A 19,206-nucleotide genomic window follows, 5' to 3' on the forward strand; every position below is an offset into this window, starting at 1 on the left:
CTTGGAAAACTTATTTCGCTGAAGGGAAGAACAGTTGTTCACCTTCGATTTTGTAAGACGCAATTTTCTTTTGACCTTCGGGTGATGTCAGGTAATCGATCAATTGCTTCGCACCCTTGTAGTTGATGCCTGGATACTTGGCAGGATTGGTTGCAATCACGCCGTATGGATTGAACATTTTCTTGTCGCCTTGCACTGCAACCACCAAACCGGTTTTAGCGCGGTACGCACCGTAGGTGGCGCGATCACTCAGGGTATATGCCTGCAACTCGGCGGCCATCGTCAAGACTTCGCCCATGCCCAGCCCGGCTGACACATAAGCACTACCTTCAGGTTGCGAACCTACTTCTTTCCAGTATTTTTTCTCCATGACGTCGGTGCCGGAATTGTCACCGCGTGAAATGAATTTGGCTTTGCTATCAACAATTTTCTTCATTGCTGCCAGCACGTCTGTGCTGCCCTTGATGCGGGCCGGATCGCTGGTTGGACCAACAATGATGAAATCGTTGTACATCACGTCGCGACGATCAACGCCATGACCTTCTGCAACAAATTTGTCTTCCAGCGTACGGGCGTGCACCAAGGTGACATCGACGTCGCCATTCTTTGCGAGTTCCAGCGCCTTGCCGGTACCAACCGAGATCACGTGTACCTTGGAATTGGTCTTCGCCTCGAAGTCAGGCAGGATGTATGGCAGCAAGCCCGAGCTTTCGGTGCTGGTCGTGGTCGACAACTTGATGATCTGCTGGGCAAAACCGAATGGTGTAACCAGTGCGGCGGCCAAAGCGACCGAAGCGAAACGCAAAAGTGAACGACGTGACATGATTCCTCCTGAAGAGCTACTAAAAATGGCTGCTAACCTTGACGGTGCGCAGCCATGTTAATGCGGTTGAACTATTGCTTCAACCCCACGCTTGAAACTTAATAAATTTACTTAAATGATCTTGTTAGTCTGCACGGCCTGCAACACGATGTCTTTCAAGCCTGCGCCGCCGTGCTCGATGTGTTCGAGCAATTTGCGACGCATAGGCGGCGCCCACGAACGCTTCAAGTGACCGCTGATGTCTTTCAGCGATTGATCTCTATCGGTCATGGTTTCAAAGAAATCACCTATCTGGTTTGCCATGGTGACTAAACGATCTGCGCTACTGTGGCTCATACTTCTTCCTTTTACTTTGTTTTATCCCGCATCAATCGATGCGATTGAGCGTATACGACATGACTGTTGCTGCGTACAAACCCGACTAGCGTGACGTTCGACTCTTCGGCCAATTGAATCGCGAGACTGGTAGGCGCTGAAATAGCCGCGAGAAAACCTATGCCCATCGTTGCCGACTTCTGCACCATTTCATAACTGGCGCGGCTGGTAATCAACGCAGCACCGGCCGTAAAATCACGCTTCTCATCTGACATTGCACCGATCAATTTATCCAGTGCATTGTGACGGCCGATATCTTCACGCACCAGATCAACCGAGCCATCCGCATTCATCCATGCCGCTGCATGTGTCGCACCGGTATAACGTTGCAGACGCTGCTTGCCTTGCATCGCCTTCATGCCGGCATAAATCTGCGTTGCGGAAAACGCGGTACTACCTGTAACAGCGCCCGGACGGCGAACTGCCTGTGCCAATGTTTCGGCACCGCACAATCCGCAGCCGGTACGACCGGTCAGGTTGCGACGCTTGTCTTTCAACGTAACGAATCGTTCCGTTGCGATTTGCATCTGTACCTGTATACCTTGTGCGCCGGGTACGATTTCACACTCGTACAATTCCGAACGATCTTTCAGGATTCCTTCGCTGAGCGAAAAGCCGAGCGCGAAGTCTTCCAGATCGTAAGGCGAAGCAAGCATCACCGCATGCGAGATGCCGTTGTATTCCAGCGCGATCGGTACTTCTTCCGCGACATCATCTTCGCAGAGCTCACGACTATCCGCGTCCCATTTTTCTACTGAGACCCGGACCAGCGCGGTGCGCTCTTCGTCGGCGATGGCGTTCATCTACGTGCCTGCTCTCGTTGCCTGCGCTTACTTCGCCACCGCAGATTCTTTTGGAATCATCTGCTCACTCGCAAAACTTTCTTGCTGAGTATTAAAGCGGTTGTAAGTACGCTGCCATTCGGAAGGCTGGCTAACCGGCATGATTTGCACAGCAGTTACCTTGTACTCAGGGCAGTTGGTCGCCCAGTCAGACGAGCTGGTCGTAATCACATTCGCACCCGATTCAGGGAAGTGGAAGGTGGTGTAAACCACGCCTGGCTGAACGTTTTCCGTAATGTCAGCACGCAAGACCGTTTCACCTGCACGCGAGTGGATACCGACCCAATCGTTTTGCTTGATGCCACGATCCAGCGCATCCTGTGGATGGATCTCGAGTCTATCTTCGCTGTGCCACATATTGTTGGCGGTACGGCGAGTTTGTGCACCGACGTTGTATTGCGACAGGATACGACCGGTGGTCAGGATCAACGGGAATTTCTTGTTGACCTTTTCTCCGCTACCGAAGTACTTGGTATCGATGAATTTACCTTTGCCGCGTACGAATTCGCCGATATGCATAGTCGGTGTACCTTCTGGCGCGGCATCGTTGCATGGCCACTGGATACTGCCGCCAAGCTCGTCGATACGCTTGAAGCTCACACCGGTGAAGGTAGGGGTCAAGGAAGCGATCTCATCCATGATTTCGCGTGGATGCTTGTAGCTCATTGGATAGCCCAATGCGGTCGCCAACATGCAGGTTACTTCCCAATCGCCTTTGCCGGCTTTTGGCGGCATCACTTTGCGGACGCGCGAGATGCGACGTTCTGCATTGGTGAAGGTACCGTCTTTTTCCAGGAAGGATGAACCCGGCAGGAATACATGTGCGTATTTTGCGGTTTCGTTCAGGAAGATATCTTGCACAACGATACATTCCATCGATTCCAGCGCAGAAGTAACGTGCTGTGTATCCGGATCTGATTGAACAATATCTTCACCCTGGCAATACAGGCCCATGAAGGTGCCGTCCATTGCCGCGTCGAACATGTTCGGAATACGCAGGCCTGGCTCAGGATCGAGTACGCAATTCCATGCCGCTTCGAATTCAGCACGTGTAGTCGAATCCGAAACGTGGCGATAGCCTGGCAATTCGTGCGGGAAGGACCCCATATCGCACGAACCTTGTACATTGTTTTGACCGCGCAGTGGATTAACGCCGACGCCTTCACGACCGATGTTGCCGGTTGCCATCGCCAGGTTGGCGATACCGATAACGGTAGTCGAACCTTGTGCATGTTCTGTTACGCCTAGACCGTAATAGATCGCGCCGTTTTTAGCGTTTGCGTACATGCGTGCTGCGGCGCGAATTTCTTCAGCTGGTACACCGCTGATTTTTTCCACGGCTTCAGGCGAATTTTCTTCTTGCAGAATGAAATGTTCCCATTCCGCGAACGAAGCTGTTTCGCAGCGTTCAGCGATGAACTCTGGCTTGTGCAGTTTTTCGCTCAGGATGACGTAGGCCAATGCATTGACGATGGCAACGTTGGTACCCGGCATCAATTTCAAATGGTAGTCCGCTTGTACGTGCGGCGATTTGACCATTTCTGTTGTACGTGGATCGACAACGATCAGTTTCGCGCCTTGGCGAATACGACGCTTCATTTGCGAAGCGAACACTGGATGCGCATTCGCTGGGTTAGCACCAATCACAACGATGACATCGGATTTCATCACCGATTCAAAGGTTTGTGTACCAGCTGATTCACCCAGAGTCACTTTCAGACCGTAGCCTGTAGGCGAGTGGCAGACACGTGCGCAGGTATCAACGTTGTTGTTACCGAAAGCAGCGCGCACCAGTTTTTGAACCAGGTAGCCTTCTTCGTTGGTGCAACGTGACGACACCAGGCCGCCGATCGAATCCTTGCCGTATTTAGCCTGGATGCGTTTGAATTCCGACGCGGTGTAGTTGATCGCTTCTTCCCATGAAACTTCTTTCCATGGATCTGTGATTTTGCTGCGGATCATCGGCTTCAACATGCGGTCTTTATGCGTTGCATAACCCCATGCGAAACGACCTTTGACGCAAGCGTGGCCCTGGTTGGCCTTGCCGTCTGGATTTGGCACCATGCGGACAACTTCATTGCCCTTCATTTCGGCCTTGAACGAGCAACCAACACCGCAATATGCGCAGGTAGTGATTTTGCTGTGTTCGCCCTGACCCATAATGATGACGGTTTTTTCAGTCAAGGTAGCTGTCGGGCATGCATCAACGCAGGCGCCGCAGGATACGCATTCGGATTCGATGAAGCTTTCGTTTTGACTTGCCGAGACGCGCGATGCAAAACCGCGGCCATCGATAGTCAGAGCAAAAGTACCCTGGGTTTCTTCGCAAGCGCGCACGCAACGATTACAGACGATACATTTCGATGCGTCGTACGTGAAGTAAGGATTGGATTCGTCTTTTTCCAGTTTCAGATGGTTTTCGCCATCGTAGCCGTAACGTACGTCGCGCAGACCGACCACACCGGCCATGTCTTGCAATTCGCAATTGCCATTGGTTGGGCAGGTCAGACAGTCGAGCGGGTGATCGGAGATGTACAACTCCATCACGCCACGGCGAATGTCAGCCAGTTTAGGTGTTTGTGTTTTGATCTTCATGCCAGCTTCCGCCGGCGTGGTGCACGATGCAGGGTACCCGCGGCGACCTTCGATCTCGACCAGGCACAGACGGCATGAGCCGAATGCTTCCAGGCTATCGGTGGCGCACAGTTTCGGCACGTTGATGCCATATTCTGCCGCTGCACGCATGACGGATGTGCCTTGCGGCACGGTGACTTCTATACCGTCGATTTCCAGTGTTACCAGATTCTCGGATTTGCTTTTCGGCGTGCCGTAATCGATACCATTTAATTGATTCATGTTTCGCTCCAGTTTCTTGACTTAAGTCGCAGGGGATAAGTGAGCCTAAGCAGCGTTAGCCAATGCTTTTTGATCGCCAAAATCTTCAGGGAAGTGATTCAGGGCGGACAACACCGGGAACGGTGTCATATTGCCCATCGCACATAGCGATCCCGTAACCATCACGTCGCAAAGGTCGCGCAGCAGATGAATTTGCTGAGGCCGATTCTGATCAGCGATGATCTTGTCCATTACTTCAACACCACGTGTCGAACCAATCCGGCACGGTGTGCATTTGCCGCACGATTCCACCGCACAGAAGTGCATCGCGTAACGTGCTTGTTTGGCCATGTCGACGGTGTCGTCGAAAGCTACCAGGCCGCCATGACCAACGGTCGAGGCGACAGCAGCAAAAGCTTCATAGTCAAACGGTGTATCAAACAGCGATTCCGGCATGTAGGCGCCCAGCGGGCCGCCAACTTGCACGGCACGAATCGGACGACCCGATTCCGAACCGCCGCCAAAGTCATACAACAATTCGCGCAAAGTCACGCCGAATGCTTTTTCTACCAGACCGCCGTATTTAAGATTACCGGCCAGTTGCATAGGCAGGGTGCCGCGTGAACGGCCCATACCGAAGTCTTTGTAGAAGGTGGCGCCACGCGACAGAATCAATGGCACTGCAGACAAGGAAATGACGTTATTGATGACGGTTGGCTTACCGAACAGACCTTGCAGCGCTGGCAATGGCGGTTTGGCGCGAACCAGACCACGCTTGCCTTCGATACTTTCCAGCATCGCGGTTTCTTCGCCGCAAACGTAAGCGCCGGCAGCTTTACGTACTTGCAAATTGAAAGTGCGGCCCGAACCCAGAATGTTTTCACCGAGATAACCGGCTTTGTTCGCCGCATCGATTGCTTCGTTCAGGTTGGCGATCGAGTGCGGATATTCGGAACGCACATAGATATAGCCTTCGGTTGCCTTGACAGCCAGACCAGCGATGGTCATACCTTCGATCAGCATGAATGGATCATCTTCCATCACCATGCGATCGGAGAAAGTACCGGAGTCGCCTTCATCGGCGTTGCAAGCGATGTACTTTTGATCAGCTTCAGCGCCGAGTACGGTTTTCCACTTGATGCCGGTTGGGAAAGCGGCGCCGCCGCGACCACGCAGGCCGGAATCGGTCACTTCTTGAACAATCGCTGCTGGCTCCATGGCGATGGCTTTTTTCAAACCAACATAGCCTTCATGCGCAAGATAGTCATCCAGCGAAACCGGGTCGGTGATGCCGACGCGTACGAATTGCAGGCGTTCCTGTTTTTTCAGGTAAGGAATTTCTTCGGTCAAACCCAATGCTTTTGGATGCTTGCCGCCAGCGGTGAAACCTGCGTCAAACAAGCCGGCAACTTCGTGCTCTTCGATCGGGCCAAAGGCGATACGACCAGCGTCGGTTGCAACCTCAACCAGTGGCTCGAGCCAGAACATGCCGCGCGAACCATTGCGCACCAGCTTGATGTCGATGCCCCGGGCTTTTGCTTCTTTAGCTATAGCTGCAGCCGTTTCATTGGCACCGAGTGCGAGCGCGGTTGAGTCGCGTGGAACAAAAATAGTGATTGTGTTCACTGCGGTCATTGCACACCTCGCTTCGCCTGGATCAGCTTGTTGAATTTTTCGTTCGATACGCGTGCGTACAAATCGTCATCGATCTGGATCGCCGGGCCGCTGGCGCATTGGCCTAGGCAATAAACGACTTCCAGCGAGAATTTGCCGTCGTCGGTGATTTCATGGAAATCACAACCGAGCAATTCTTTAGCGTGGTCGACCAGTGACTCACAACCACGTGCCTGGCAAGCCTCGGCGCGGCAGATTTGCACGACGTGTTTACCCGCTGGATGCTGGCGGAAGAAATGATAGTATGTGATCACGCCATGCACTTCTGCACGCGAGAGATTCAGACCATCGGCAATCGCCGGAACCATGCTTGACGGAATATAACCAACCGCATTCTGGATATCATGCAAGATCGGCAGCAATGCGCCTGGCATCGCTTTACGTTGGGCGATGATGGACTCAATCGCCGCCACATCGAATGTGTTTTCAGTGCTCATAAAGAGGTTCCTGTGAACGACAGCGATGGCGATACCGCATGCCGCGAGGTCGTGAAATCAAACGAAAACATACTGCTTCCTTGTTAAAAATTATCTTGTATATATGTTTTTAATAGCATATAGTTTGCAGGCGAACCTTTGCAACATCTGAAAGGTAGCACCCGAAATGCGTAGCTTCAATAGGCTATCTTTTGCATAACCGCCAAAAACCACATTTCCACTAATAGGTTTTTTATTACATATGTTCAAGGTTGTCATCAATCCCCATTGGGAAATCACACACAGTGCTGATGCGCCGCTGGATACTGCGGTTTTGCTCGGCCTTTTAATGTCGATACAAAAAACCGGTTCGATTTCCAAGGCGGCACGTCTGGTCGACTTGTCATATCGCTATTCCTGGGGTTTGTTGCGCGATGCGGAAAAGATGTTCGGCACGCCACTACTAAATACCGACCGCGGTCGCGGCACGACCTTGACACCGTTGGCAGAAAAACTGATCTGGGCGGACCGCCGCATCCGAGCGCGCTTGTCACCCACGCTGGAAAGCCTGGCCTCCGAGCTGGAAAGCGAAATCGGCAAGACAATTGTCGGTAAAACCAAGCCGCTGCGTCTGGATGCCAGCCACGGCTTTGCCGTCGATGCCTTGCTGCATCAGTTAACAGAAGCCAATCTTCCAGTCGATTTGCGCTATCGCAACAGCACCGATGCTGTTGCCGCCTTGTCACGCAATGAGTGTGATCTGGCCGGTTTCCATGTGCCACTGGGCGAGTTCGAGAAAAAAGCTGTTGAGCGTTATACGCAATGGCTGAATCCGCGCGAGCATTGCCTGCTGCATCTGGCGGTGCGCACGCAGGGTATGTTTGTGGCGCCTGGCAATCCGAAAAAAATCCAGACGCTGCAAGACTTGACGCGTCCCGGCGTGCGTTTCGTCAATCGGCAGGTAGGTTCGGGCACGCGTATGTTGCTGGAGTTGATGCTGGCAGGTGCCAATATTTCGCCTTTTGATATTGAAGGCTATCAAAGCAACGAGTTCACGCATTCTGCGGTCGCAGCGTACATCGCCAGCGGCATGGCAGATGTAGGGGTCGGCGTGCAAACGGCAGCGCATCGTTTCAGTCTGGACTTCATTCCATTGATACGTGAACGCTATTTCCTGGCGATGCCGCTGGCGATCATGGACGATCCGTTGATACAACTGGTGATCGACGTTGTGCAGTCTGGCTATTTTCGCAAGGTGATCAATGGCTTGGCAGGTTACGATTCGAGCGATACCGGGAAAATTCTGCTGCTGTCGGAAGCGTTCGGCCACGCCAAGATAAGCGCAGCGTAAATACAGAATCTGCCGAGTCAAACGACAGAAAACAAAAGCCAGGCAAAGGAAGAATTCCTCGCCTGGCTTTTGTTTTCTTGACGCGCTATTTAAGAATAGCAATACCCTTGATCTGCGCATACAGGGATTTGCCAGCCACCAGATCCATCGCGACACATGACTTGCAGGTAATCCGCGCCAGCAAGCGTGTACCGTTGGCGTCCAGCCCCACCATTACCTGTCCAGCCGCATCGGCTGACAACTCCGTCACGGTTGCAGCAACGATATTGAGAATACTGGTATCGCACTGCGGGGCCAGACTAAGACTGACATCGCGCGCCTGGATGCGTACGCGTACCGATTGACCTATCGTTGCTTGCTGCTGCGGCAGCAACAGGCGCCCGCCAGAAAATTCAACCGAGGTTAAATGGTATTCAGCGTCGTGGGCCACCACGGTGGCAGACACCAGGGCACTGGCGGCATCGCCGTGTGCGACATCCAGATCCAGTCTGGTCATGAGTTCTGCCGTTGCACCGCTACCGACTACCTTGCCGCCATCCAGCAAGACCAGATGATCTGCAAGACGCGCCACTTCATCTGGCGAGTGGCTGACATAGACAACCGGAATATCCAGTTCATCATGCAGCCGCTGCAGATAGGGCATGATTTCTTCCTTACGTTTGGGGTCCAGTGCCGCCAAGGGCTCGTCCATCAGGAGGATGCGCGGACTGGTCGCCAGGGCGCGCGCGATCGCCACACGCTGACGCTCACCGCCTGATAATTTCTCAGGTTGACGCGCCATCAAGTGGCCGATATCCAGCAGCGCAACGACATGATCCAGCGACACCCTGCGCGCAGCCTCCGGGATGCGGCGCATGCCGTATTCCAGATTACGCCGCACATTCAAATGCGCAAATAAGCTCGCTTCCTGAAAGACGTAGCCCAACGGCCGTTTATAAGTGTGCAAGAAAATGCCGGCCGCATCGTCCTGCCACACCTCATCGTTGATCGCGAGGTAAGTGCCGGCAAAGCGTTCGATGCCCGTCATTGCTCGCAAGATGGTGGTTTTGCCCGAACCTGACGGGCCGAACAATGCGGTCACGCCATGCCCTGGAATCGTCAAGTCAACGTCGAGCTTGAAATTGCCATAGCTGATATTGAATCGTGCGCGAATGTCTGTCATCTGCATGTCGCTCATTTACGCCTTCCGGTCGGGTTCAATGTATATAGCGCAATCAATACCAGCAGCGAGAAAATCACCATGCCGGCGGCGAGCCCGTGTGCCTGCGTATATTCGAGCGCCTCGACGTGGTCATAAATCTGGACGGAAATCATGCGGGTTTCATTAGGAATATTCCCGCCTATCATCAGCACCACGCCAAACTCGCCCACAGTGTGGGCGAAGCCCATCACGACGGCAGTCAGATAGCCGGGCTTTGCCAACGGCAGGGTAACGCTGAAAAAAGTATCGAGTGGCGATGCGCGCAAGGTTGCGGCAACTTCCAGCGGTCTATCGCCCATTGCCTCAAAGGCATTCTGGATAGGTTGCACGACAAACGGCATTGAATAGAAAACCGAACCGACCACCAGACCGCCAAAGCTGAAGGGCAGGGTGCCAAGACCAAGCGCCTGTGTCAGTTGCCCGATCGGACCGTTGGGTCCCATCGTGACCAGCAGATAAAAACCTATGACAGTCGGTGGAAGCACGATAGGGAGTGCTATCAGCGCGCCAACTGGCCCTTTGAGCCAGGAGCGCGTACGCGCCAGCCACCACGCGATCGGCGTACCGATCAACAACAGTATGAGTGTGGTGAGACTGGCTAGCTTGAGAGTAAGGACAATCGCGCCGATGTTTTCATCGGTGAACAAGGCAGACCTCTCTTACAGATCGTAGCCGAAGCTACGGATCACGGTTTTAACAGATTCCGATTGTAAGTACTTTGCAAACTCTGCGGCAGCCTTGTTATCTTTGCCCTTGTTCAGGATCACGGCATCCTGACGAATAGGATTGTGCAGACTGGCAGGAACGATCCAGCCGGACCCGGATTTGATGTTGCCGCCTTCATAGACTTGCGACAAAGCGACAAAGCCGAGTTCTGCATTGCCGGTCGAAACGAACGTGTAGGTCTGGCCTATGCTTTCTCCTTGTACGAACTTGGCTTGCAAGCTGTCGTACACCCCCAGTTTTTTCATGGCTTCTTCTGCTGCCAAACCATACGGCGCGAGTTTAGGCGTTGCCAATGCGATGTGTGCGAAGGTGTTTTTTTTCAGAATCTCGCCTTTGCCGTCGATGTAGTCAGGCTTGGCCGACCACAACAGCAGTTTGCCGGTTGCATAGGTAAAGCGCGAGCCTGGAACAGTACCGTTGTCTCTTTCCAGTTTGGCTGGTGTTTCATCATCCGCGGCCAGGAACACGTCGAACGGTGCGCCATTCTGAATCTGTGCATAGAACTTGCCGGTTGCACCGAAGGTCGCCACAACTTTATGGCCCGTCGCTTTTTCAAAATCCGCTGCAATGACTTTCATCGGCGCGGTGAAATTGGCGGCGACGGCGACATGCACTTCTTCTGCTTGTGCAGCGAATGAAACACCGAATGACAGCAAACCGGCAATCAAAATGCGAGATATTTTCTTCATGATGGCTAGAAATAAAATTGAAAAAGAGGTTAAAAGTTCTTCAGGATGCAACGGCCAGAATGATGTGTGATGCCTTGATCAAGGCGGAAGCGCGCACGCCTTCTTTCAGGCCGAGTACTTTGACACTCTCATTGGTGATGATGGACGCTACCGTTTTACCGCCTGGCAGTTCGATCACGACTTCTGCATTCACTGCGCCTTCCTGACAACGCACAACAGTGCCGGTGAGACGATTGCGCGCACTGGTTTTCATGTTTTCATCGACGGTGAGAATGATCCACTGTGCCTTCACTAATGCGTAGGCTTCGCTGCCAACTTCCAGCGCCAGATGTTCGGCGCTATCGTTTGTGATGATTGCGGCAAGCTCTTCACCGCGACCTATGTCGAGTATGACTTCCGCGTTGACCGCACCCATTTTTACTGCAGTAACAGTGCCGAGAAACTGGTTGCGTGCGCTGGTTTGCATATCGAATCTCCGGCTCATTGTGTAGTACTGATCAAAGTCGCCCATCGTGCGGCCGAGTGCTGCCGGCACTGCTGCCCATTCGTGCTCAAGGCGACGATAAGTGGCGACCATACGTCTGCCATATTCAGTCAGGCAGGTGCCGCCTCCTGTACTGCCGCCAGGCTGACGAATAACGACAGGCTCGTGCGACAGATTATTGATTGCCTCTACCGCTTGCCACGCCGCCTTGTAACTCATGCCCATGGCGGTGGCTGCGGAAGAAATGGAGCCGGATGCATCTATGCGCTCCAGCAATTCCAGATGGTCCCAGCGCTTGCCGCGGGCCTTGGACAAGCCTTCCAGCTTGATGGGAGAATCGGACTTGCTCATTGGTACTTCAACTCGGAAAAGAAATTGGTGGTCGTATAAAAGTCGCGATCGTGCAGCTGCTATAATACACGTTATTACTTTTAACGACATAACGAATTCGGCGTGGAATAACCCTTCTGTCGAATACCCTTATTGCATTCAGGTCATAACCGGAATTGCGGACGGAATCGGATAAAGTGAATCCGCCGCCGCAGATGTCCTGTTATCCGCCGGACGACGCATCACGTCGTCCCCGCCCCGTTTTGAAAATACTCTAGCCCATGTTCGTACGCCAACTCGACTATCTCGTCACGCTCGCACGTGAAAAGCATTTCGCGCGCGCCGCTGAAGTCTGCTGTGTCTCGCAGCCCGCGCTTTCAGCCGCCGTGCGCAATCTCGAAACTGAATTGGGCGTCGCCATCGTGCAGCGTGGCCAGCGCTTTCAGGGATTCACACCCGAAGGCGAACGCATACTCGACTGGGCACGGCAAACACTGGCCGCGCTGGAGGGATTGAAGCAGGAAGCCTCGATGTCGCTCGCCAAGCTGAGTGGCACTATGCGTCTCGGTGCGATCCCGACGACGATGCCTATCGTGTCGTTGTTAACCGGTGCATGTCGCGCACAACACGCCGATCTGCGGCAGCTGGTTTTGTCGCTAAGTACGGAAGAAATCATGCGCAAGCTGGATGATTTTGAACTCGATGTGGGCCTGACCTATCTGGAAGATCAACGCCTGGAGGGCTTTCACGTGCAGCCGCTCTATCGCGAGGGCTATATGTTGCTGGCGCGCGATCAATCCGCGATTGGTGACAAAACCGAGATCAGCTGGAAAGAGGCCGCGGAATTGCCTATGTGCCTGCTGACCTCACACATGCAAAATCGGCGCATCGTCGATGCCGCATTTCGTCGCGCAGATGTATCTGCAAATGTTGCAGTCGAGACCGATTCAACCTTTGCACTGTATTCCCATGTGCGTCATGCGGGTTTGTTCAGCGTCGTTCCGCATAGTTTGTTGTGCCTGTTTGAATTGCGTGACGACATGGTGGCGATACCGTTAGTCCCTGAGCTGAGCCGCACAATAGGGATGATTTCACTCGCGCATAATCCGTGTTCACCTATCGTCACTGCTGCCCGTACTATTGCCACACAGATTGATTTGCAGGCACGATTCGACGCCTACATAACTGGCAGCTATCAGCCCATCACATCAAACGATTAGACCGCATTTCGCTTACTCCCTAAGATCGTTTCGCTGGCATTCATTTCAATGTCCGCTTGCAGAGATAAAGAAAATTTAGCGCCCCGCGCGGTTTTCAATTCTCTACGCTAATCACGCAATCTTACGGAGAAGAAGCATCATGGCAAAAGTTCTATGCGTTTTATATGACGACCCAGTCAACGGTTATCCAACGACTTATGCGCGCGACGACGTAGCGCAACCATCGATTTATCCTGATGGCCAAACATTGCCGACACCAAAAGGCATCGACTTCAAACCAGGTACATTGCTGGGTAGCGTATCGGGTGAACTCGGCTTGCGTAAATATTTGGAAGCGAACGGCCACACCCTAGTGGTAACTTCCAGTAAAGACGGCGCAGACAGCGTCCTCGACAAGGAATTGCACGATGCAGAAATCATCATCTCGCAGCCATTCTGGCCTGCGTACATGACGGCAGAACGTATCGCCAAAGCGAAGAAATTGAAGATGATCGTGACAGCTGGTATCGGTTCCGATCATACCGATTTGCAAGCAGCCAACAAGCACAACATCACCGTAGCCGAAGTGACCTATTGCAACAGCCACAGCGTTGCCGAACACGTCGTCATGATGATCCTGGCACAAGTGCGCAACTACATCCCTTCGTACAAACAAGTCATCGACGGCGGCTGGAACATCGCTGATTGCGTTGAACGTTCATACGATCTGGAAGCGATGAGTATCGGTACCGTCGCAGCTGGCCGCATCGGTCTGCGCGTCCTGCGTTTGTTGCATCCATTCGACGTCAAGCTGCACTACATGGATAGACATCGTCTGCCAACCCCAGTGGAAAAAGAGTTGAACCTGACTTACCACAGCACATTGGAAAGCCTGACCAAGGTCTGCGACGTAGTGACATTGAACTGCCCGCTGCATCCAGAAACAGAACACATGATCAATGAGAAATCGTTGAAGAACTTCAAGCGTGGCGCCTACATCATCAACACCGCACGCGGCAAACTGTGCGATCGCGATGCCATCGTTGCAGCATTGAAGAGTGGTCAATTGGCGGGCTACGCTGGCGACGTCTGGTTCCCGCAACCAGCCCCGGCGGATCATCCATGGCGCACTATGCCGCACCACGGCATGACGCCGCACATATCCGGTACCAGCCTGACAGCGCAAACACGCTACGCAGCAGGTACTCGCGAAATTCTGGAGTGCTACTTCGAAGGTCGTCCTATCCGTGACGAATACCTGATCGTGCAAGGCGGCAAACTGGCTGGCGTCGGCGCACATTCATACAGTGACGGCAACGCAACCAAAGGTTCGGAAGAAGCTGCCAAGTTCAACGCCGCTTAATTAAATCGTTCAAAAAAACAGCCCATCGAATCAGGAGATTCGATGGGCTGTTTAGTGATTTTGTGGCGAAGCTAATGCAAGGTCGATGGTTTTTCAGACGCAGACCTTGCCATCAATTCAGCAACTTCACTGCTCTCTCTTCAGGCAAGCGCTTCTTTCGCGGCTTCTTCCGGGCTCAGACCATCATAGAACTGGTCGGTAAACCATTCGATTTGTTCTTCAATATGATCTTGTGCTTCTTCAATAGTCGCTCCTGCAGCTACTAAAAATCCTTCCACTTCTATGCACCAATTAATTAGTGCCAGTGTTTCTGGATCGAGTTCCTCTTCTTTCTTGGCCATGATCTTGCTCTCTCATTTGTGCATTGATAGCGACAGTGTCACATGACAGAAGCGGGAAAGAAAGTACTACAAGACGTTTTTGTATGAAGGCAAGCGCAAACTTTTTCGTTAACCCCAATCAACAAGATGGGTTATCCATGCGCTTCAACATAGAAGATTCTTGGGAGCTATCAGATTGATGCATTAGAAATGAAAAAAGCGCAGAAATCTGCGCTTTTAATTACTGGCCTTCGAATACATCTTCGCTGGCTATTTTCAGTTCTTTCGCTTCTTCCACCATCCTGCGATGTGCAATGCGTTTGCGCATGATCTCCGCATGTTGTTTCGCCGTCATTGGCGGCGTTGTCATCAAGTCTTTCAACAATGCGATATTGGTGTAGTTGTTTTTAATGAGACGGCCCAAGTTGCTTGACTCCGTAGTTAAGTATCAACATCACTGCCTACCGGACAACCGGCAGACATTTAAAACGATCACGTTGATGTATTTTGCACCAAATTAAAGTCTTTATCACTACCGATGAAAAAATAGCCGGTTCGCGCAACACAAAGCTAAAGCATGAAACGAAAAAAAGCCCCGCTAGACTTAGGCCGCGGGGCTTAAAACCTTCCTTGAGAGGGAAAGAGGAGACTCGGTAAAAACTTTGTTCGGTAGTGCAGGTCAACCTTGTTGACCAATTACTGGCAGACAACGTTTTGTTATATGCGCCTTGATACGTACCACGCTCGGGCGTAATACTTTTGCCACAACCATACTGGTCAAACCGCCGCTGCCGTTCATCAGCACCACGGCGAATAGCTCTTGCAAACGCGGCGACCACTGCAACATATATGCGATGTAACTGGCATGGAGGTTGCGTACTAAAGGTCGCATTAAATTAATCCAGAAAATGTTAATTTGCGTTCAACGGATTGCGTTGCAGTTGCGTTAAGCGTATGCGGCTTGGAAACGCAGTTGCGAAGCGACTTTCGGTTTTGCTTGTGCAATGCTGTTTGCTTTGCTGAACATGGCCGTGCGCGAGATAACAACTGGTTCAGCCACTTTAGCGATAGCGCGGGTCACTGTCGGTGCTTGTTCAAATGCGCGCATACGCAATTGGGCAGCCATTTCTGGGTTCGATTGAGCGATTTGATTTGCTTTGCGATACAGGGCGAATGATGTAGACATGATGTTTTTCCTTCTCTCTAAATTTAATAAACCTTGTTGATGAGTTGAAGTATAGGGATGGAAGAGATATAAATCTAATTTCAATTTCGGATATGAGTTATACTTTTTGTGAATAATGTAAAATTAATTAATTTCCTTTTGGAAATAAAAATATGAGCTTTTTAACCCTTGATTTAAATCTGCTGCGTGTCTTTGACGCAGTCATGACAGAACAAAATTTGACGCGCGCCGCTAACCTGTTGGCGATGACCCAACCCGCTGTGTCAAACGCGCTCCGACGTCTGCGCGACACGCTGGGCGACGAACTGGTGATACGCACCGCCCACGGCGTGAAGCCAACTTCGCGCGCTACCGAGTTGTGGCCTATCGTGCGGCGAGCCTTGTCGGATCTGGAAGCAGCCGTTACGCCGGATACCTTTGATGTGTCACGCGCTACCACCACCTTCCGGATGGCGATGGCAGATGCGACCGCAGCCTTGTGGTTGCCTTTTCTGGTACGCGCCATCGAGAAGGAAGCGCCTGGCTTGAATGTGCGCATGGTTCCGCTGACCACGCGTGAGCCGCGACCTATGCTGTTGCGCGGCGATATCGACCTGGCAATCGGATTTTTTCCTGGCGTCGCTGCTCAATTGGCGAGCGGCCAAAACACCGCTGTTTCGCAAATCCGCCATGAGCGCTTGTACACCGGCGAATACGTATGCGTGATGCGGAAAAATCATCCGCTGGCGAAAGAAGAGTTAACGCTGGATTCCTACTGCGAAGCACATCATTTGCTGGTGAGTTTTTCAGGTCGTGCAAAAGGTTTGATGGATGATGCTTTGTCAGAACTCGGCCGTGAACGCCGCATTTTGCTGACGGTTAACCAGTTTTTTACAGCGGGTAAAGTGGTTGCGAGTTCGGACTTGATTACCGTCTTGCCGCGTCATTTGATCGCCTCTACCGGCATGGCGGAAGCCCTGATCGCCAAGGACTTGCCATTCGTATTGCCGGATGTGCACGTCGACATGTTGTGGCATGAACGCGATGCGCGCAATCCGGCGCACAAATGGTTGCGCGAACAATTGAGTGCCAGTACTGATGATGGCATCGGACGAAATTTCAAAAAGCGTATTTGATTTGCTTCACTTTGAATTGGTACTTGTTCCATTTTAGGAGCCCTATTTTATAAACCCCCGCTAACTGCGGGGGTTTTTACGTGTATTGCAATTCAGCGCTATTTGTAAAAATCACTAGCAACATGCATTTCCATGTAAAAAATGCATATTAGAAAGATTATTGAACTCACAAGATGCAAACCAGTCCTATTTTCTCCATTCTTAGAACTAGGTTTGTATGCCACGCACAAAAAAAATAATGATGTGGAGCACGGCTGGATTGTTGGTGATCCCGCTGGTCTTTGTCCTTTTTCTGCTGACCTTCGACTGGAACGCGGCGCGTCCCTGGATCAACCAGCGCGTAAGCGAGGCTAGCGGGCGCACTTTTGCCATTAATGGCTATCTGGCTCTTCATTGGCAACGGGCACAACCTGCGACAGATACCTGGCGCGACTGGATTCCATTCCCGCGCCTGAGCGCTCAGGACGTTACCTTAGGTAATCCGCCAGGGTCAAAAGACGGCACCAATATGGTGGAAGTTGGCCACATTACTTTTTCAGTCAATCCATTGCCTTTGCTGACCCAGACGATTGTGATCCCGACCCTGCAACTCGATGATCCTATTGTGCACCTCGAGCGCAAACGGGATGGGCAGAACAATTGGACCTTCAAAAAAACCGAACCGTCGCCATGGACGCTGGATCTGCAACGTCTGCTTTTTTACAAGGGTGAAATTACCTTGAAAGATGAGGTCAAGCATATCGATGCAAAAGCAAATATCGATTCGCTGGAGCCAACGGCACAAAATGACTACGTGGTCGGCTGGAAATTATCCGGCTCTTTCAACGGCGCAAAAATCAGCGGTGACGGCAAAGCGGGCGCCTTGCTCGCGTTGAAGAATGTGGATAAGCCCTTTCCGCTAACGGCAAACCTGAATGTCGGCAAAACTTCTATACGCGTCAACGGAACCGTCACCAAGCCGCAGGAACTGGCAGCAATCAATATGGAATTGCATTTGTCGGGCGCCAGCATGGCAGATCTCTATCCGATCACAGGTATCACTTTGCCGAAAACGCCTGAGTTCTCTACGCAAGGTCAGCTTACCGGCGTGACAAATGCGCTGGGTGGAAAATGGACTTACGATAAATTCAAAGGCAAGGTTGGCGAGAGCGATATCGGTGGCACACTGACCTATGAATCAAGAGAAACACGTCCGTTGTTATCGGGAACGGTGGTTTCCAATCTGCTGCGCTTAAGCGATCTTGGTCCCATCATCGGTGCTGATTCCAATGAGAGCAAAAAAGAACGTGGCGTTACGCCGAATCAACCGTCGGACAAGGTATTACCGGTTGAGAAATTCACGACCGAGCGTTGGGGTAGCATGGATGCCGATGTCAAGATCACCGGTCGCAAGATTGTCCGTGACGAATCACTGCCTATCGAAAATCTGGATACACATCTGAAATTGCAGGACAAGGTTGTCACGCTGATGCCTTTGAATTTTGGTGTGGCAGGCGGCAACATGATTGCGAATATCAAGATGGATGGTCGCAACGACCTTATCAAGGCAGAGATAAAATTATCTGCACGTCATCTCAAACTTAAACAGTTGTTCCCGACTTTTGAAGCGATGCAAGCCAGCTTCGGTGAAGTCAATGGAGATACTTCCTTGTCGGCTACCGGTAATTCAATTGCCAGCATGCTGGGCTCCTCTAATGGTGAAATCAAGGCCCTGATCAATGAAGGCACCATCAGCAAATTACTGCTCGAACAAATCGGTTTAAATGTCGGTAACGTAGTTTTATCGCAGGTGTTTGGTGACAAGCAAGTTAAATTGAATTGCATGGCGAGTGACCTATCTGTCACCAATGGATTAATCCATACCAAGACCATGATGCTCGATACAGAAGATGCGATTCTCTACATCACAGGCGATATCGACCTCGCGCAAGAACATCTAGATCTGACAATTCATCCGAAAACCAAGGGCTTAAGGATTATTTCGCTACGCGCACCTCTGTATGTCAAAGGTGATTTCAAGGCGCCGAAAGTAAGTATCGATAAGGGTGTAGTCGCATTAAAAACCGGCGGTGTGATTGCTTTAGGGGCGTTGGCCCCTGTCACCGCATTACTGCCATTGATCAATATCGGATCGCAAAACGAAAAAGATAATAAATGTGCTGTCTTGTTGAAAGAAGCGCAGGAAAAACCGGTCGCACCGCCACCTGGCAAAACGTATAAAAAAGCGACTGAAAAATAGATATATGCCTCGTGGAAGCAGACCTCTGTTACCAAGAG

19 protein-coding genes are annotated in these 19,206 nt (G+C 51.8%); 5 read left to right on the forward strand and 14 right to left on the reverse strand.

Annotation, left to right across the window (positions count from 1 at the left end; all coding sequences use genetic code 11):
- Nucleotides 1-10: 10 nt before the first annotated feature.
- The 6 genes from ACFQO0_RS06680 to ACFQO0_RS06705 form a co-directional block, all read right to left on the reverse strand.
- Complete coding sequence (locus tag ACFQO0_RS06680; RefSeq protein WP_382233238.1) at nucleotides 11-823, reverse strand: ABC transporter substrate-binding protein; 813 nt, start codon at nucleotides 821-823, stop codon at nucleotides 11-13.
- A gap of 111 nt (nucleotides 824-934) precedes the next feature.
- Nucleotides 935-1,159 carry a formate dehydrogenase subunit delta gene (locus ACFQO0_RS06685; protein WP_382233239.1) on the reverse strand — a complete coding sequence of 75 codons (225 nt, stop codon included), beginning with the start codon at nucleotides 1,157-1,159 and terminating at the stop codon, nucleotides 935-937.
- A gap of 11 nt (nucleotides 1,160-1,170) precedes the next feature.
- On the reverse strand, nucleotides 1,171-2,001 hold the full coding sequence (gene fdhD / locus ACFQO0_RS06690) for a formate dehydrogenase accessory sulfurtransferase FdhD (protein ID WP_382233240.1): 831 nt from the start codon (nucleotides 1,999-2,001) through the stop codon (nucleotides 1,171-1,173).
- A 27-nt stretch (nucleotides 2,002-2,028) separates the two neighbouring features.
- Nucleotides 2,029-4,896, reverse strand: coding sequence for a formate dehydrogenase subunit alpha (gene fdhF / locus ACFQO0_RS06695; protein WP_382233241.1), 2,868 nt, complete (start codon nucleotides 4,894-4,896; stop codon nucleotides 2,029-2,031).
- 45 nt (nucleotides 4,897-4,941) lie between these two features.
- The gene (locus tag ACFQO0_RS06700) at nucleotides 4,942-6,510 is read right to left on the reverse strand and encodes a formate dehydrogenase beta subunit (protein ID WP_382233242.1); all 1,569 of its coding nucleotides are present in this window, start codon (nucleotides 6,508-6,510) and stop codon (nucleotides 4,942-4,944) included.
- Nucleotides 6,507-6,986 carry a formate dehydrogenase subunit gamma gene (locus tag ACFQO0_RS06705; RefSeq protein ID WP_382233243.1) on the reverse strand — a complete coding sequence of 160 codons (480 nt, stop codon included), beginning with the start codon at nucleotides 6,984-6,986 and terminating at the stop codon, nucleotides 6,507-6,509. Before ACFQO0_RS06705 ends, ACFQO0_RS06700 begins: the two co-directional genes overlap by 4 nt.
- Before the next feature lie 241 nt (nucleotides 6,987-7,227).
- Here ACFQO0_RS06705 and ACFQO0_RS06710 point away from each other — a divergent pair, with 241 nt between their 5' ends.
- Nucleotides 7,228-8,316 (forward strand): substrate-binding domain-containing protein, encoded by a 1,089-nt coding sequence (locus tag ACFQO0_RS06710; RefSeq protein WP_382233244.1) that lies wholly within the window; start codon nucleotides 7,228-7,230, stop codon nucleotides 8,314-8,316.
- A gap of 85 nt (nucleotides 8,317-8,401) precedes the next feature.
- Here the strand turns inward: ACFQO0_RS06710 and modC are convergent, their stop codons facing one another.
- Genes modC through ACFQO0_RS06730 form a run of 4 tightly spaced genes read right to left on the reverse strand, consistent with a single transcriptional unit; the run spans nucleotide 8,402 to nucleotide 11,767 of the window.
- Complete coding sequence (modC, locus tag ACFQO0_RS06715) at nucleotides 8,402-9,493, reverse strand: molybdenum ABC transporter ATP-binding protein (protein WP_382233245.1); 1,092 nt, start codon at nucleotides 9,491-9,493, stop codon at nucleotides 8,402-8,404.
- Entirely contained in the window at nucleotides 9,490-10,164 is a 675-nt protein-coding gene (modB, locus tag ACFQO0_RS06720) for a molybdate ABC transporter permease subunit (RefSeq protein ID WP_382233246.1), read from the reverse strand. The genes modC and modB overlap by 4 nt, the downstream gene beginning before the upstream one ends.
- Before the next feature lie 12 nt (nucleotides 10,165-10,176).
- On the reverse strand, nucleotides 10,177-10,932 hold the full coding sequence (gene modA, locus ACFQO0_RS06725; protein WP_382233247.1) for a molybdate ABC transporter substrate-binding protein: 756 nt from the start codon (nucleotides 10,930-10,932) through the stop codon (nucleotides 10,177-10,179).
- A gap of 40 nt (nucleotides 10,933-10,972) precedes the next feature.
- Nucleotides 10,973-11,767, reverse strand: a complete 795-nt coding sequence (locus ACFQO0_RS06730) for a TOBE domain-containing protein (RefSeq protein ID WP_382233248.1) — start codon at nucleotides 11,765-11,767, stop codon at nucleotides 10,973-10,975.
- Between the two features lie 260 nt (nucleotides 11,768-12,027).
- On the opposite strand from ACFQO0_RS06730, the gene ACFQO0_RS06735 reads away from it, so the two are divergent.
- Nucleotides 12,028-12,966, forward strand: coding sequence for a LysR family transcriptional regulator (locus ACFQO0_RS06735; protein ID WP_382233249.1), 939 nt, complete (start codon nucleotides 12,028-12,030; stop codon nucleotides 12,964-12,966).
- A gap of 139 nt (nucleotides 12,967-13,105) precedes the next feature.
- Nucleotides 13,106-14,308, forward strand: coding sequence for an NAD-dependent formate dehydrogenase (locus ACFQO0_RS06740; RefSeq protein ID WP_382233250.1), 1,203 nt, complete (start codon nucleotides 13,106-13,108; stop codon nucleotides 14,306-14,308).
- Nucleotides 14,309-14,448: 140 nt separating this feature from the next.
- Here ACFQO0_RS06740 and ACFQO0_RS06745 read toward each other — a convergent pair whose 3' ends face one another.
- The 4 genes from ACFQO0_RS06745 to ACFQO0_RS06760 all read right to left on the reverse strand — a co-directional run bounded on the left by ACFQO0_RS06745 (nucleotide 14,449) and on the right by ACFQO0_RS06760 (nucleotide 15,898).
- Nucleotides 14,449-14,649, reverse strand: coding sequence for a hypothetical protein (locus ACFQO0_RS06745; RefSeq protein ID WP_382233251.1), 201 nt, complete (start codon nucleotides 14,647-14,649; stop codon nucleotides 14,449-14,451).
- A gap of 220 nt (nucleotides 14,650-14,869) precedes the next feature.
- Nucleotides 14,870-15,052 carry a hypothetical protein gene (locus tag ACFQO0_RS06750; protein ID WP_382234105.1) on the reverse strand — a complete coding sequence of 61 codons (183 nt, stop codon included), beginning with the start codon at nucleotides 15,050-15,052 and terminating at the stop codon, nucleotides 14,870-14,872.
- 255 nt (nucleotides 15,053-15,307) lie between these two features.
- Nucleotides 15,308-15,520, reverse strand: a complete 213-nt coding sequence (locus tag ACFQO0_RS06755; protein WP_382233252.1) for a hypothetical protein — start codon at nucleotides 15,518-15,520, stop codon at nucleotides 15,308-15,310.
- A gap of 54 nt (nucleotides 15,521-15,574) precedes the next feature.
- Complete coding sequence (locus tag ACFQO0_RS06760) at nucleotides 15,575-15,898, reverse strand: hypothetical protein (RefSeq protein ID WP_382233253.1); 324 nt, start codon at nucleotides 15,896-15,898, stop codon at nucleotides 15,575-15,577.
- Nucleotides 15,899-15,966: 68 nt separating this feature from the next.
- Between ACFQO0_RS06760 and ACFQO0_RS06765 the strand changes: the two genes are divergently transcribed.
- Together ACFQO0_RS06765 and ACFQO0_RS06770 are read left to right on the forward strand one after the other, a co-directional pair.
- Nucleotides 15,967-16,929: a LysR family transcriptional regulator gene (locus ACFQO0_RS06765; protein ID WP_382233254.1), complete on the forward strand. Its 963-nt coding sequence runs from the start codon at nucleotides 15,967-15,969 to the stop codon at nucleotides 16,927-16,929.
- Between the two features lie 217 nt (nucleotides 16,930-17,146).
- Entirely contained in the window at nucleotides 17,147-19,168 is a 2,022-nt protein-coding gene (locus ACFQO0_RS06770) for an AsmA family protein (RefSeq protein WP_382233255.1), read from the forward strand.
- Nucleotides 19,169-19,206 lie beyond the last annotated feature (38 nt).

The sequence above is a fragment of the Herminiimonas aquatilis genome (assembly GCF_042665175.1).
In the GTDB taxonomy this organism is placed as follows: domain Bacteria; phylum Pseudomonadota; class Gammaproteobacteria; order Burkholderiales; family Burkholderiaceae_D; genus Oxalicibacterium; species Oxalicibacterium aquatilis.

Coding starts and splice junctions, on each gene's coding strand:
- ACFQO0_RS06680 (WP_382233238.1), bottom strand. CDS start 823: ATGTCACGTCGTTCACTTTTGCGTTTCGCTTCGGTCGCTTTGGCCGCC.
- ACFQO0_RS06685 (WP_382233239.1), bottom strand. CDS start 1,159: ATGAGCCACAGTAGCGCAGATCGTTTAGTCACCATGGCAAACCAGATA.
- fdhD (WP_382233240.1), bottom strand. CDS start 2,001: ATGAACGCCATCGCCGACGAAGAGCGCACCGCGCTGGTCCGGGTCTCA.
- fdhF (WP_382233241.1), bottom strand. CDS start 4,896: ATGAATCAATTAAATGGTATCGATTACGGCACGCCGAAAAGCAAATCC.
- ACFQO0_RS06700 (WP_382233242.1), bottom strand. CDS start 6,510: ATGACCGCAGTGAACACAATCACTATTTTTGTTCCACGCGACTCAACC.
- ACFQO0_RS06705 (WP_382233243.1), bottom strand. CDS start 6,986: ATGAGCACTGAAAACACATTCGATGTGGCGGCGATTGAGTCCATCATC.
- ACFQO0_RS06710 (WP_382233244.1), top strand. CDS start 7,228: ATGTTCAAGGTTGTCATCAATCCCCATTGGGAAATCACACACAGTGCT.
- modC (WP_382233245.1), bottom strand. CDS start 9,493: ATGAGCGACATGCAGATGACAGACATTCGCGCACGATTCAATATCAGC.
- modA (WP_382233247.1), bottom strand. CDS start 10,932: ATGAAGAAAATATCTCGCATTTTGATTGCCGGTTTGCTGTCATTCGGT.
- ACFQO0_RS06730 (WP_382233248.1), bottom strand. CDS start 11,767: ATGAGCAAGTCCGATTCTCCCATCAAGCTGGAAGGCTTGTCCAAGGCC.
- ACFQO0_RS06735 (WP_382233249.1), top strand. CDS start 12,028: ATGTTCGTACGCCAACTCGACTATCTCGTCACGCTCGCACGTGAAAAG.
- ACFQO0_RS06740 (WP_382233250.1), top strand. CDS start 13,106: ATGGCAAAAGTTCTATGCGTTTTATATGACGACCCAGTCAACGGTTAT.
- ACFQO0_RS06745 (WP_382233251.1), bottom strand. CDS start 14,649: ATGGCCAAGAAAGAAGAGGAACTCGATCCAGAAACACTGGCACTAATT.
- ACFQO0_RS06755 (WP_382233252.1), bottom strand. CDS start 15,520: ATGCGACCTTTAGTACGCAACCTCCATGCCAGTTACATCGCATATATG.
- ACFQO0_RS06765 (WP_382233254.1), top strand. CDS start 15,967: ATGAGCTTTTTAACCCTTGATTTAAATCTGCTGCGTGTCTTTGACGCA.
- ACFQO0_RS06770 (WP_382233255.1), top strand. CDS start 17,147: ATGCCACGCACAAAAAAAATAATGATGTGGAGCACGGCTGGATTGTTG.